The following is a 13,340-nucleotide window of genomic DNA, read 5'->3' as shown; positions in this document are numbered from 1 at the left end:
TTCAGCGCCTTAATTCAGGCCCTGGACGTAGGAGGCGAGCGCCTCGATCTGCTCGTCGTCCAGGCGCTCGGCGATGTTGTTCATGACCTTGTTCATGCCCGACTTGCGCTCGCCCGAGCGGTAGTCCTTGAGCGTGGACGCGGTGTAGGTGGCGTGCTGGCCGCGGAGTTTGGGATAGGCGGCTGCCGGATTGCCGAGCCCCCGCGGGCCGTGGCAGGCGATGCAGGCCGAGATGCCGGCTTCCTGGTCGCCGCCCCGGTAGAGGCGTTCGCCCATGGCCACGAGGTCCGGATTCGCGACCGCGTGGGGCGGCAGGTCCTGGGCCTCGAAATAGACGCCCAGGTCCTTCATGTCCTGGTCGGACAGGCCCATGGCCTGGCTGGACATCAGCACGTTCTCGCGGTCGCCGTTCTGGAACGCCAGCAGCTGCTCGTAGACGTAGCGCGCGTTCTGCCCCGCCAGATTGGGCCATTCGGGATTCACGCTGACGCCGTCGGCCCCGTGGCAGGCGGCGCAGGTGGTGGATTTGGATTTGCCGGCCTCGGCCGACCCGTCGACCAGGCTCTCGGCGGCGGCGCCGGTGCCGAGCAGCAGGAGGGTAGCGAGGCAGGCCGGTCTCAGCAAATTCCGCAGAAAAGTCGGCAGCAAAGTCTCAGGCATCATTCAGTTCCAACCATTCCAAACCGTTGCAGTGATCCAGTCTCGGCCGGACGCCGGGCTGCATCCGGATCTCGAATTCAGCTTTTGGGGCGGCGGCCGGCCCGGCCCGCACAGGGAGCGTGATAGACTCGCGCAAACCCTGAATTATACATGAAAAGGCGCCTGCCGAAGGGTCTGTACGCCCATGTCGCAATACCCTGCCGCCCGCTTTCTCGCCAGCGCCCACAACCCCTCCCAGTTCCTGCCGGACAGCGGCCGCGAGGTGGCCTTTGCCGGCCGGTCCAACGCGGGAAAATCCAGCGCGATCAACACGATAGTCAACCGCCGGCAGTTCGCGCACACCAGCAAGACCCCCGGCCGCACCCAGCTGGTGAACTTCTTCGAACTGTGGGAGGAGGCCCGCCTGGTCGACCTGCCCGGCTACGGTTTTGCCCGGGTGTCGGCCTCCATGCAGCGCCACTGGCGCGGGCTGATGAGTGCGTATTTCGCCGAGCGCCGGAGCCTGGCCGGACTGTTCCTGATCGTGGATATCCGCCGGCGGCTGACCGACTTCGACTGGCAGATGCTCGACCTCGCCGAGGGGATCGACGTGCCCGTGCACGTGCTGCTGACCAAGGCGGACAAGCTGAAGCGCGGCCAGGCCGCGTCGGAGCTGGCGAAGGTGCGCAGGGAGCTCGACGGGGCTGCCACGGCGCAGCTTTTCTCCGCGCTGAAGCGGGAAGGCGTGCCGGAGGCGCGGCAGCGCCTGGAAGCCATGCTGGCACGCACCGCGGAGGCGGCGGCAGGAGCGCAGCGGGAAGCGCCATAAAAGAATGCCATAAAAAAATGCCCCGACGCGTTTGAAACAGGGGATACGCGCCGGGGCCATGTGTGCAACAGGCTTGGGGTGACCGTGTTGCAGTCCCGCCGAGGGAGGTCAGCGGGTGAGTGGATTGGGGCCACTCGGTACCGTTTGACGGGGATCGGCGGGGTGAGTTCCCGGCCGGTCGCGGGAATTGGCCGCGTTTGGCCGGGTAGAGAATCCGCTCAGTGGGCCTCGTCCCAGTTGGCGCCGACGCCGGTGTCCACCTTCAGCGGCACGGCAAGTTCCGCCGCCCGGCTCATGCGCTCGACCAGGCCGGCGGCCACGGCGCCGGCCTCGGCCTCCGCCACTTCCAGCACCAGCTCGTCGTGCACCTGCATGATGACGCGGGCGTCCACGGCCTCCCCCGCGAGCCAGCGGTGCACGTCGATCATCGCGCGCTTGATGATGTCGGCGGCGGTGCCCTGCATCGGCGCGTTGATGGCGCTCCGCTCGGCATACTGGCGGCGCTGCACGTTGCGGGAGTTGATCTCGGGCAGGTACAGGCGCCGGCCCATGACGGTCTCCACGTAGCCCTTCTCGTGGGCCTGTTCCCGGGTGGAGTCCATGTAGGCGCGCACGCCGGGGTAGCGCTCGAAGTAGCGGTCCACATAGGCCTGGGCGTCGGCCCGGGGGATCGCCAGCTGGCGGGCGAGGCCGAAGGCCGACATGCCGTAGATGAGGCCGAAGTTGATGGCCTTGGCCGAGCGGCGCTGCTCGCCGGTGACGGCGTCGAGCGCCGTGTCGAAGACCTCGGCCGCCGTCGCCCGGTGGATGTCCTCATCGTCGGCGAAGGCCGAGAGCAGGCCCTCGTCGCCGGAGAGGTGGGCCATGATCCGGAGCTCGATCTGGGAGTAGTCCGCGGCGAGGATGCGGTAGCCGTCAGGCGCCACGAAGGCCTGGCGGATGCGCCGGCCCTCCGGCGTGCGGATCGGGATGTTCTGCAGGTTCGGGTCGGACGAGGACAGCCGACCGGTGGCCGCCACCGCCTGGTGATAGGAGGTGTGGATGCGGCCGTCCTCGCCGACGAGCTCGGGCAGCTTGTCGGTATACGTACTCTTCAGCTTGGACAGGCCGCGGTATTCGAGGATCACCTCCGGCAGCTCGTAGTCGGCGGCCAGCTCCTGCAGCACGTCCTCGGCCGTGGAGGGCTGGCCCTTCGGCGTCTTCCGGATCACCGGCAGTTCCTGGCGCTCGAACAGGATCTCCTGCAGCTGCTTGGGCGAGCCCAGGTTGAACGGGCCGCCGGCGATCTCGTGGGCCTTCTCCTCGGCGGCACGCATCTTCTCCGCCAGCTCCCGGCTCTGGGTCCTGAGCAACCCGCAGTCCAGCAGCACGCCGGTCTCCTCCATCTCGGTCAGCACCGGCACCAGCGGCTGCTCGATCTCCTCGTAGACCTCCCGCAGCCGGCCGGTCTCGGCGAGCTCATCCCACAGTCGCAGATGCAGCTGCAGGGTGACGTCGGCGTCCTCGGCGGCGTAGGGCAGCGCCTCCTCCAGTGCGACCTGATCGAAGGTGATCTGCTTCGCGCCCTTGCCGGCCACCCGTTCGTAGGGGATGGTCTCCAGCCCCAGGTAGTGACGGGCGGTGGAGCCCATGTCATGGCGGGTGGCGGTGCTGTTCAGCACGTAGGACTCCAGCATGGAGTCGTAACGCATGCCGGCCAGGCGGATGCCGTAGCGGCGGAAGACGTGGGCGTCGTACTTGAGGTGGTGACCCACCTTGGGCTTCGACTCGTCTTCCAGCCAGTGACGCAGGCGCTCCAGCACACGTTTGCGGTCCAGTTGTTCCGGCGCGCCGGCGTAGTCGTGGCCCACCGGGATGTAGGCGGCCGCGCCGGGTTCGACGGAGAGCGAGATGCCGACCAGTCTGGCGGCCATGTAGTTCAGGCTGTCGGTCTCGGTGTCGAGCGCCGTCAGTTCGGCGGCGTCGATGCGCTGGAGCCAGCGGTCGAGGGCCTTCTCGTCGGTGACCAGCTCGTAATCGGTGCCCGGCTTGTCGGCGGCGGGTGCCGGCGCGCCGAAGGCCTCGTCCAGCTGGCGCAGCAGCGTGCGTAGCTCGAGCCGCTGGTAGAGTCCGCGCAGGCGCTCCACATCCGGCTCGCCCGGCGCCAGTCCGTCGGGCTCGACATCCAGCTCCACGTCGTCGCGGATGGTGGCCAGCCGGCGTGAGAGCTCCAGTTCCTCCAGGTGTTCGCGCAGGCTCTCGCCCACCTTGCCCTTGATGTTGTCCGCATCGGCGACGATCTCGTCGACGCTGTCGTACTGGTTCAGCCACTTCGCGGCCGTCTTGGCGCCCACCCGGGGCACGCCGGGGATGTTGTCCGAGGTGTCGCCCACCAGCGCGATCCAGTCGACGATCTGCTCGGGCCAGACGTCGTATTTCTCCTTGACCCCGTCCCGGTCCAGCCGGGTATCGGACATCGTGTTCACCAGCCCGATGCCCTCGCTGACGAGCTGGGCCATGTCCTTGTCGCCGGTGGAGATCAGCACCTCCATGCCGCGGTCGAGCGCGCGCCGCGAGAGCGTGCCGATGACGTCGTCGGCCTCCACGCCGTCGATGCGCAGCAGCGGCAGGCCCATGGCCTCCACGGCCTCAAGCAGGGGCAGCACCTGTGAGCGCAGCTCGTCGGGCATGGGTGGGCGGTTGGCCTTGTACTCCTCGAACATCTCGTCGCGGAAGGTCTTGCCCGGCGCGTCGAACACCACGGCGATGTGCTGGGGTTCTTCCTCGCGCACCAGCTTGTTCAGCATGTTCAGGACGCCCAGCACCGCGCCTGTGGGTTCGCCGGCGGCGGTGGTCAGCGGGGGCAGGGCGTGGAAGGCGCGATAGAGATACGAGGACCCGTCGACCAGCACCAGCTTCTCGCGTTCGCTCATCGTCGCCCTCTCATCGTTCCGCGGCAGCGTCTTCTTCCGGCTCTTCTTCCGTCGCGCCCGGGCCGCCCCCGCCCGTGGGGATGCCCGGTTCGACCTGCTGCGGGCTCTCCCCCGGCAGGTAGAGGGGGCCCTTCTGCCCGCAGCCGGCGAGGCCGCCGCCCGCCGCGGCCAGCGCCGCCACGGTCACCGCGAGCCGGACGGACCGGTGCAGCCGCGGGGCCGTCATCCCCGGGCCTCCGCCCGTGCCTGCAGGTCGAGCACCGCCATGGTGATGCGACACACGGCCGTGCGCCGGCCCTCCTCGTCGGTCACGTCGATGCCCCAGACCTGGGTGGCGCGGCCCCGGTGGAACGGGCGGGCCGTGCCGGTGACGATGCCTTCGCGTACGGCGCGCAGGTGGTTCGCGTTCACCTCCAGGCCCATGCAGCGATAGCGGGCCGGGTCCACGCTGAGGGCGGCCGAGATGCTGCCGAGGGTCTCGGCGAGCACCACGGTGGCCCCGCCGTGCAGCACGCCGTAGGGCTGACGGGTGCGCTCGTCCACGGGCATGGTGCCGCAAAGATAATCGTCGCCGATCTCGGAGACCTTGACGCCGATGTGTTCGTTGATGGTGCCTTTCTGGAGCTTCTGTACTTCCTCCAGCGCGGGACGGCGTCCGCCGAACCAGATCATGTCGCTACCCTTGCCGGGCCGGGCCCGGAGTTACTGACCGGAAGGTCCTCAGTGTTCTGAAAGTTTCCGGGCGACGCGCCGGTAGGCCTCGCGGAACGGGATGCCTTCCTCCGTGACCAGCCGGTTCGCTTCGCCCGCCGCATGCACGCCGGGGTCGAGCCGGACGTTCTCCGGCCGGAAGCCCACGCCGTCGAGGAGCGCGGCCATGATCACCAGCGTGTCGTCGGCGATATCGATGCCGCGGAACAGCGGCGGCTTCAGGCGCTGCAGGTCGCGATGGTAACCCGAAGTGAGCTTCGCCGTGACCATCAGGCATTCATCCAGGCAGGCCTGAGCGGTGGCCGGCGCGGCGCGCGCGAGCTCCAGCACGTCCGGGTTGCGCTTCTGCGGCATGATGGAGGAGCCGGTCGTGAATGCCTCCGGCAGGCTCACGTAGGAGAACTCCTGGGTGTAGAACAGCAGGAGGTCGGCGGCGAGCCGCGCCGTGTCCTGCAGTGTCAGGGTGATCTCGAACAGGAGGCCGCTCTCCGCCTTGCCCCGGGACAGCTGCACGGCCGTCACGGGTTCTTCCACTTCGGCGAAGCCGAGCGCGTCCGCCGTCTGCTGCCGGTCCAGCGGCAGGCCGGGCGTACCGTAGCCGGCCGCGCTGCCGAGGGGGTTCCTGTCGATGCGCCGGCCGGCGGCACGGAGCCCCTCCGCGTCGTCCCTGAGCGCCGCCGCGAACCCGCCGGCCCACAGGGCGACGGAGCTGGGCATGGCCTGCTGCAGGTGGGTGTAGCCCGGGAGTTCGACGTTGCCCTGGCGTTTGGCGAGGCGATCGAGTGCCGCCGCCAGCGACTCGGCGCCGGCCACCAGCGTGGCGGCGGCGTCCTTCAGGTACAGCCTGAGCGCCGCCAGCACCTGGTCGTTGCGCGAGCGGCCTAGATGAACCCGGCCTCCGGCCTCGCCGACGGCATCGGTGAGCCGGCGCTCGAGCGCGGTGTGGGCGTCCTCGTCCGCCAGCCCGATGCGCCATTCGCCGGCGGCGTGGGACGCGCCCAGGCGGGTGAGGCCATCGCGGATGGCGGCGAGGTCGTCGTCGCCGAGCAGCCCGCAGGCATTCAGCATCTCCGCGTGGGCGACGGAGGCGCGGACGTCGTGGGCGACGAGCCGCTCGTCGAGCCGGTGGTCCTCGCCGGCGGTGTAGCGCAGCACCCGCTCGTCGAGCGGCGCGCCCTTGTCCCAGAGCCGGCTCAAGCCTCGCCCCCGGCATGATGCGAAGGGTGCTGCTCCTCCGGCGTGAGTGCCCCGATGTCGTTCACCACCAGCGTGCCGGTGCCCTCGTTGGTGAAGACCTCCAGCAGCAGGCTGTCCTCCACCTTGTGGGAGATCACGTGGACGCGCTGCACGCCGTGCTCGAGGGCCTGGGTGATGGCGGCCGCCTTCGGCAGCATGCCGTCGGCCAGTGCGCCGTCCGCCCGCAGCTTCTCGAGTCCCTTGCGGTCCAGATAGGAGATGAGCGAGCCCGGGTCGGACGAATCCGCCAGGATGCCGGGGGCGCCGGTCGCGAGGATGAGCTTCTCCGCATCCAGCGCCGCAGCGATCGCGGCGGCCACCGTGTCGGCGTTGATGTTCAGCAGCGTGCCGTCGGCGTCGGCGGACAGTGGGCTCACCACCGGCATGAGGCCGTTATCCAGCTGTTTGGAGAGCACTTCCGCGTCGACGCTGTCGATGTCGCCGACGAAGCCGTAATCGATGGACTCCTCGCCTTCCTGAACGGGCGGGCGGCGGTGGGCGCGGATCAATCCGGCGTCCACGCCGCTGATGCCGACGGCCGGGATCTGCAGGTCCCGGCAGGCGGCCAGGATGCGGGTGTTGATCTGGCCGTTCAGCACCATGGCGGCGACGTTCAGCGAGTCGGCGTCGGTGACGCGACGCCCGGCGACGAACTTCGGATCGAAGCCGAGCGCCCTGGCGAGCTCGGTGGACTGCGGGCCGCCGCCGTGCACGAGCACGACCCGGATGCCCACCTGGTAAAGGATGCCCACCTGTTCCATCAGCGCACGGGTGGAGGCGGGGTTCACGAAGACGTCGCCGCCGGCCTTCAGCACGAAGACCTTCTTCTTGAACAGCCGGATGTAGGGTGCGGCATGCTTCAGTGCCGAGACGACGATGGCCCGTTCGCGTTTGCCGATCATGCTCCGCCTCCCAGCATCCGGTGCAGCACGGCCATCTGGGCCAGCATGCGGTTGCGCGCTTCCTGTATCACCACGCTTCGCGGGCCGTCCAGGATCCGGTCGGCCACCACGACGCCGCGGCGTACCGGCAGGCAGTGCATGAAGCGGCAGTCCTCGGCGGCGTTCGCGAACCAGGGCTCGTCCACGCACCAGTCCACGTGCTCGCGGCGCAGCTTGTCGTCTTCCACGCGGTCGCCGTAGTGGCGGGTGGACGACCAGGACTTGGCGTAGATGACGTGGGCGCCCTCCATGGCCTCGGCGCGGTCGTCGGTCTCGCGCAGGGAGCCGCCGCTCGCCTCCGCGGCGGACTTCGCCTTCGCCATGATCGGCTCCGGCAGCTCGAAGCCTTCCGGCCGCAGCACGGTCACGTCCATGCCCCGGGCGGCCGCCATGTGCACGGTGGCCGCCGGTACCGCCAGCGGCAGCGCCTTCGGATGATAGGCCCAGGACAGCACGAACTTGCCGCCCTCGGTCGGAATGGCGAGATCGTCCATCGTCTTCCAGTCGGCGAGGCTCTGGCAGGGGTGATTCACCGCCGATTCCATGTTGATCAGCGGCGTGTCGATCAGCGCTTCGAGCTCCCGATACTGCTTCTCGGCCAGATCCTCCTCGAGATTGCGCCGCTCCGCGAACACGCGGATGCCGATGGCGTCACCGTACGAGGCGATTACCGGAACGGCCTCGCTGATGTGCTCCGCGGCGGAGCCGTCCATCACGATGCCGTGGCGGGTCTCCAGGCCGTGGATGGACATGTCCGGCGAGATTACGAACGAGCCGCCGCCGAGACGCACCATCGCGGCCTGGAAGGAGGCCAGCGTGCGCAGGCTCGGGGAGAGGAACAGCAGCGACAGCACCTTGCCCTCCAGCGCCCGGGGCTCGGGTCTCTGCTCCAGCCGTCCGGCGAGCGTGATCAGCTCGGCGATCTCTTCGCGCTCGAGCTCTGCGAGGTCGTTGAATGTCTTCATGTTGTCGTTCCGGAGTGGTCGTTCATTCGTCGGAGATCTGGATGTCGGCGAGCGCCCGCGCCAGGCGCTCGACGTGGGCGGTGTCGATTACGTAGGGCGGCAGCAACCGCAGCACGGCGGGATCGCCGCTGGTCCCCGTGAGTATGTCACGCTCGAGTAGCGCGTCGCGCACCCGGGCCGCGGGCACCGTGCAACGAAGCCCGAGCAGCAGCCCCTTGCCCTGGATGCCGGCCACGGGTCCCGTCACGCAGGTCGAACGAATCTGTGCTTCGCGTTCGCGCACGTTGTCCATCAGCCCCTCGCCGGTAATGGTGTCCACCACCGCCTCGATGGCGGCGGAGGCGACCGGCCCGCCGCCGAAGGTGGTGCCCAGGTCGCCGGCGCGCAGCTCCGCCGCCAGCGACTCGGTGGTGAGCAGCGCGCCGCAGGGGAAGCCGCCGCCGAGCGACTTCGCGGCCGTGACGATGTCTGCCGCGACGCCCGCGTGCTGGATGGCGAAGGGCAGCCCGGAGCGACCCGTGCCGCATTGCACCTCGTCCGCGATGAATACGGCACCGTGGGCTCTCGCCGCGTCGCCCAGCGCCCGCAGGAACTCCGGCGCCAGGTCGAAGGCCCCGGCTACGCCCTGCACGGGTTCGACGATGACGGCGGCCGTGCCGTCGTCCACGGCGTGGCGCGCCGCCTCGGCGTCGTCGCGGGGCACGAAGACCACCTCGAACGGCAGGTTGGGGAAGGCATACCAGCGCTTGCGGCTGCCCCAGGTCACGGCGGCCGCCGCGGTGCTGCGGCCGTGGAAAGCGTGTTCCACGGCCACCACCTTGCGCCGCCCGGTGGCGAGACAGGCGATCCTGAGTGCGTTCTCGTTGGCCTCGGCGCCGCTGTTCACGAACAGCGCGCGGGTGAGGTGATCCGGCGCGAAGGCGGTCAGTTTCTCGGCGGCACGCGCGCGCACGGCGAGCGGCGACATGTTGCTCTGGAACAGCAGTGTCTTCATCTGCCGCTCGATGGCCGAGATCAGCGCCGGATGGTCGTAGCCGAGTGCGGTCACGGCATGGCCGCCGTAGAAGTCCAGGATCTCCCGGCCGTCGGCCGTCTCCAGGTAGACGCCGTGGGCGCTGACCGGTTCGATGGGCAGATGGGGATATACCGGCAGGGTGCAGGCGGCCTCGACGGCTGCGGCGTTGCGGTTCTCTTCCATGGGCGCCCTCATATCCAGCCGGGGGCCGGCTGCGTGAGACCCGCGGTCTCCGGCAGCGACCACAGACGGTTCATCCATTGCATGGCGCCGCCGGCGGCCCCTTTCAGCAAGTTGTCGATGACGACGAACACGGCGGCCGTGGAGCCGTCCGCGGCCACGCCGATGTGGGCGTAGTTGCTGCCGGCCACGTCCTTCACCCGGGGCGTGCCGTCCACGATGCGCACGAAGGGCGCGTCCCGGTAGTAGTCGGTCAGCGCGGCGGCGAGCGCGTCCCGGTCGGCGCCGGCGGCCAGCGGCGCCTGCAGCGTGGAGTGGATGCCGCGGGCAAACGGACCGGAGTGGGGGATGAAACTGAAGTTCGCGGCGACACCGCTGGCCGCCTCGGACAGCGCCGCGATCTCCGGCGCATGCCGGTGCGCCAGCGGCTTGTAGGCGAAGAGGTTGCTGTGGCGTTCCGGATGATGGGTGGTCGCCGTCGGGCTGCGGCCGGAGCCGGTACTGCCGGTGATGCCGGTCACGAACAAGGTGGGGTGGATCAGGCCGGCGGCGAGCAGCGGCACCGCTCCCAGCAGCACCGAGGTGGCGAAGCAGCCGGGATGCGCCGCATGGTCGGTGTCGGTCCCGGCCAGGTGCTCGGGCACCGCGCAGCGGAACGCGTCGAACAGTTCGGGTGCGCCGTGGTCCTGGCCGTAGACCGCCTCGAAGGCCTCGCGGGCGGGGAACCGGAAATCCGCCGAGGCATCGACGATGTGCAGGCGGCTGCCCGCGCTGCCGGCATCGGCGAGCAGTTGCGCCAGCATCGGCGCCGAGGCGCCGTGCGGGGCCGCGGAGAAAACCGCCAGCTCCTCATGCCGCTGCAGCAGTGCCGGCACCTCGTCCGGGCCGACGAATGCGGCGTCCCCGTACGCGGCGCCGAGCTGGGGGAATGTGACCGCCACCGGCTCGCCGGCGCGGCTGCCGGAGACGGCCGCGGCCAGCGTCAGGTTCGGGTGGGCGGTGAGCAGGCGCAGGAACTCGCCTGCCACGTAGCCGGTGCCGCCGAGTACCAGCGTCGGGATGGTCGCGGCCGGGTTCGTGACCTCCGCCCGGGCGCTCACAGGCGTTCTCCGCCGAGGCCGACATGGCCTGCCACCAGGTCGCCGAGGCGCACGCCGTCGGTCAGGGCGTTGATGGCCTCCACGCCCAGGTCCTCGACGATCATGTCGATGCCCACCGCGTTGTCCGTGGCCGGGCCCGTAACCACCACCGGCTCGATGCCGTGGGTCTCGCGCAGCAGTTTCACGCCGCCCCAGGCCGCCACCGGGTCGTTGGCGCACAGCACCACCGCCGTGAAGGCGTCCTTCAGGGCCGGGTCGTTCAGGATGGCCGACACGCCGTAGGGCCCGAGGATGCCATCGCCGAGTTCCATCACGATGGCGTCCGGCCGCTCCTCCGCGAGCTTGTTCAGCAGCGAGCGGGTGAGCGCCGGCCCGTTCGATGCGCTGGTGGTGACGACGCCGAAGTCCATGAACAGCAGGCCGTCCTCCGCGCCGGCGTCCTCCATGGCCAGCACGTCCCGGCGCAGCGACACACCGGTGGCCTTGCCTGCCGCCACCCGGTGGCGGTTGTGGCGCAGCCGGCTGACGATGGCGCAGGCCGCCGCCGTCTTGCCGGAGTCCATGCAGGTGCCGGCCAGGGCGATGACGGGCACGCCGCGCACGTCGAGCCCCGCCTCGTAGTCCAGCGGGAACTCGCCCACCCGGGCGGGCACGCCGATGCGCTCGCCGAGATAGGGGAATGTGAGCACGGTGCCGAGCACCCGGCAGTCGAACGGGGGGCCGACGTCCGGGTTGGCGGAGTCGCAGATGCCGAGCACGCCGCCGATGTTCAGCAGCTGCACGGTGTCGCCTGCGGCCAGGGTCTTCGGCAGGTGGCCCGAATAGCCCCGGAGTGCCTTGCGGTGGCCGAGTGCGCCGACGATGACGTCGCCCCGCTTCACCGTGGCCATGCGCCCGCTGGTGAGTTCCATGGTGTTGTAGCGGGTCTTGTTGTTCAGCACCTCCACGGCAACGAGCACGCCCTCCTCGCAGGGGATCTCCTCCGACAGGCGCAGCTCGCGGCCCAGCTCGTGGTGCTGGGCCACCGAGGCGATCTTGTCGACGACGACGCTGCGCATCATTCGTCCTCCGCCTGACGGGCAGCGCGGGTCTGCAGCATGCCGGTGAGCGACAGGATGCGGGCATGGCCGAGCGCGTCCGCCGGCGTCCACTCGCCGGCCGCCTCGCCGTAGACGCCCTTGCTGGCGGCCATCAGCGAATATGGCGACGTGACGCCCTCCACGAAGACGCTGCCGGGCCGCAGCTGGACCGTCACCTCGCCGGTCACCCGCGCCTGGGACGAGGCGAGCAGCGCCTCGATGTCCCGGCAGACCGGGTCGAGCTGGCGGCCCTCGTGCACGAAGTCGCCGTAGGCGGCGGCCACCGTGTCCTTGATGCGCTGCTGGGGCCCGCTCAGCACCAGCTTCTCGAGTTCCCGGTGGGCGGTCAGCAGGATATCCGCGGCCGGCGCCTCGAAGGCCACCCGCCCCTTGGTGCCCAGGATGGTGTCGCCCAGGTGGATGCCGCGGCCGATGGCGAAGCTGCCGCCCAGGGTCTCCAGCTGCTCGATCAGCGCCACGGGCTCCAGCTTCTCGCCGTCGATGGAGACCGGGCGGCCCTGCTCGAAACCGATGCGGTGGCTCTCCGGCGCGCGGGCCGACGCCAGTGCGCCCGCCGACAGCACCCAGGCCTCCTCCGGGACGGAGCCCCGGGAATCCAGCGTCTCGCGGCCGCCGATGGTCACGCCCCAGAGGCCCCGGTTGATGGAGTAGGCCGAACCGGACTTCGGCACCGGCATGCCGTGGTCCTCCAGGTAGGCGAGCTGATCCTGCCGCGCCCAGCTGTTGTCGCGCACCGGCGCCAGCACCTCGAGCGACGGATTCAACGTGCGCAGCGCCACCTCGAAGCGCACCTGGTCGTTGCCGGCCGCGGTGCAGCCGTGGGCCACGGTATCGGCGCCGTGCTCGGCGGCGGCCGCGGCCATGCGCGCCGCCTGGATGCCGCGCTCGGCGCCCACGCACAGCGGATAGAGCCCGCCCCGGCGCACGTTGCCGGCGATGAGCCAGCGCAGCACCTCGTCGAAGAAGGCCTGGCGGGCGTCGATCAGCAGGTGCTCCGCGGCGCCCAGGGCCTCGGAGCGCGCCGCCAGTTCCCGCCGCGCGTCCTCGTCGATGCCGCCGGTATCCACCGTGACGGTGATGACCGGGCGACCGTAGTTCTCCTTCAGCCAGGGTACGCAGAAGGAGGTGTCCAGCCCGCCAGAGTAGGCGAGCAGGATGGGAGAGTCCTGGCCGGAAGAGGTAGGCTGGGCATTCATGGGGTTCGCTCCGCGAAAATGTCGTTGAGTCGGGATTCCAGTCGCGCGCTCGCCGCCGCGCCGGGCGTGGCCACGAAGATGGTGTCGTCGCCGGAGAGCGTGCCCACGATCTCCGGCCAGCGGGTGCGGTCGAGCGCCACCGCCACCCGCTGGGCGGCGCCGATACCGGTCTGCACCACCACAAGGTTGGCGCCGGCGCGTTTCACGGCGCGCACGAAACCGGCCACCTCGTCGAAGGCATTGCCGGGTGTCGAGGAGCCGGCCACTGCGGGCCCGGCCGTGCGCAGCCGGTAACCGTCGGCCTCCTTGGCCGCGCCGAGGATGCGCAGGTCGCGGGAGACGCTGGACTGCGTCGCCTCGAAGCCGAGCTGGTGCAGCACGCGCACCAGTTCGCCCTGGGTGGCGACGGGGCGCTCACGCAGTATCGCCGCGATGGCGCGGCGACGCTCGATCTGTTGTTCGGCGCTGGCGGGCATGATGGGTAGTGTGAATAAATTTGCGCATATTTGTACTTGA

Annotated in this window: 13 protein-coding genes; 1 reads left to right on the top strand and 12 read right to left on the bottom strand. The window is 70.1% G+C overall.

Annotation, left to right across the window (positions count from 1 at the left end; all coding sequences use genetic code 11):
• Window positions 1–9 precede the first annotated feature (9 nt).
• Window positions 10–624 carry a c-type cytochrome gene (locus ACJMKZ_RS08235; protein ID WP_405232707.1) on the bottom strand — a complete coding sequence of 205 codons (615 nt, stop codon included), beginning with the start codon at window positions 622–624 and terminating at the stop codon, window positions 10–12.
• A gap of 220 nt (window positions 625–844) precedes the next feature.
• Between ACJMKZ_RS08235 and yihA the strand changes: the two genes are divergently transcribed.
• Complete coding sequence (gene yihA / locus ACJMKZ_RS08230; protein ID WP_405232706.1) at window positions 845–1,468, top strand: ribosome biogenesis GTP-binding protein YihA/YsxC; 624 nt, start codon at window positions 845–847, stop codon at window positions 1,466–1,468.
• A gap of 218 nt (window positions 1,469–1,686) precedes the next feature.
• Here the strand turns inward: yihA and polA are convergent, their stop codons facing one another.
• From polA to ACJMKZ_RS08175, 11 genes are read right to left on the bottom strand one after another with little or no spacing between them, the layout of a single operon-like run.
• Complete coding sequence (gene polA, locus ACJMKZ_RS08225; protein ID WP_405232705.1) at window positions 1,687–4,380, bottom strand: DNA polymerase I; 2,694 nt, start codon at window positions 4,378–4,380, stop codon at window positions 1,687–1,689.
• A 10-nt stretch (window positions 4,381–4,390) separates the two neighbouring features.
• Entirely contained in the window at window positions 4,391–4,606 is a 216-nt protein-coding gene (gene lptM, locus ACJMKZ_RS08220) for an LPS translocon maturation chaperone LptM (protein ID WP_405232704.1), read from the bottom strand.
• Window positions 4,603–5,052 (bottom strand): hotdog fold thioesterase, encoded by a 450-nt coding sequence (locus ACJMKZ_RS08215; protein ID WP_405232703.1) that lies wholly within the window; start codon window positions 5,050–5,052, stop codon window positions 4,603–4,605. The genes lptM and ACJMKZ_RS08215 overlap by 4 nt, the downstream gene beginning before the upstream one ends.
• A 48-nt stretch (window positions 5,053–5,100) precedes the next feature.
• Window positions 5,101–6,288, bottom strand: coding sequence for an argininosuccinate lyase (gene argH, locus ACJMKZ_RS08210; RefSeq protein WP_405232702.1), 1,188 nt, complete (start codon window positions 6,286–6,288; stop codon window positions 5,101–5,103).
• On the bottom strand, window positions 6,285–7,229 hold the full coding sequence (gene argB / locus ACJMKZ_RS08205; protein WP_405232701.1) for an acetylglutamate kinase: 945 nt from the start codon (window positions 7,227–7,229) through the stop codon (window positions 6,285–6,287). The genes argH and argB overlap by 4 nt, the downstream gene beginning before the upstream one ends.
• Entirely contained in the window at window positions 7,226–8,233 is a 1,008-nt protein-coding gene (locus ACJMKZ_RS08200; RefSeq protein WP_405232700.1) for an N-acetylornithine carbamoyltransferase, read from the bottom strand. The genes argB and ACJMKZ_RS08200 overlap by 4 nt, the downstream gene beginning before the upstream one ends.
• Before the next feature lie 22 nt (window positions 8,234–8,255).
• The gene (locus tag ACJMKZ_RS08195; protein WP_405232699.1) at window positions 8,256–9,431 is read right to left on the bottom strand and encodes an aspartate aminotransferase family protein; all 1,176 of its coding nucleotides are present in this window, start codon (window positions 9,429–9,431) and stop codon (window positions 8,256–8,258) included.
• A gap of 8 nt (window positions 9,432–9,439) precedes the next feature.
• The gene (argC, locus tag ACJMKZ_RS08190; RefSeq protein WP_405232698.1) at window positions 9,440–10,528 is read right to left on the bottom strand and encodes an N-acetyl-gamma-glutamyl-phosphate reductase; all 1,089 of its coding nucleotides are present in this window, start codon (window positions 10,526–10,528) and stop codon (window positions 9,440–9,442) included.
• Window positions 10,525–11,589 carry a hypothetical protein gene (locus ACJMKZ_RS08185; protein ID WP_405232697.1) on the bottom strand — a complete coding sequence of 355 codons (1,065 nt, stop codon included), beginning with the start codon at window positions 11,587–11,589 and terminating at the stop codon, window positions 10,525–10,527. The genes argC and ACJMKZ_RS08185 overlap by 4 nt, the downstream gene beginning before the upstream one ends.
• Window positions 11,586–12,824 (bottom strand): argininosuccinate synthase, encoded by a 1,239-nt coding sequence (gene argG / locus ACJMKZ_RS08180; protein ID WP_405232696.1) that lies wholly within the window; start codon window positions 12,822–12,824, stop codon window positions 11,586–11,588. The genes ACJMKZ_RS08185 and argG overlap by 4 nt, the downstream gene beginning before the upstream one ends.
• On the bottom strand, window positions 12,821–13,300 hold the full coding sequence (locus tag ACJMKZ_RS08175; RefSeq protein ID WP_405232695.1) for an arginine repressor: 480 nt from the start codon (window positions 13,298–13,300) through the stop codon (window positions 12,821–12,823). The genes argG and ACJMKZ_RS08175 overlap by 4 nt, the downstream gene beginning before the upstream one ends.
• Between the last annotated feature and the right edge of the window lie 40 nt (window positions 13,301–13,340).

It is taken from the genome of Lentisalinibacter salinarum (genome assembly GCF_040706555.1).
GTDB lineage: Bacteria > Pseudomonadota > Gammaproteobacteria > Steroidobacterales > Woeseiaceae > Lentisalinibacter > Lentisalinibacter salinarum.
Note: the sequence above shows the minus strand (reverse complement) of the source record. Positions and strands in the feature narration are given on the sequence as shown.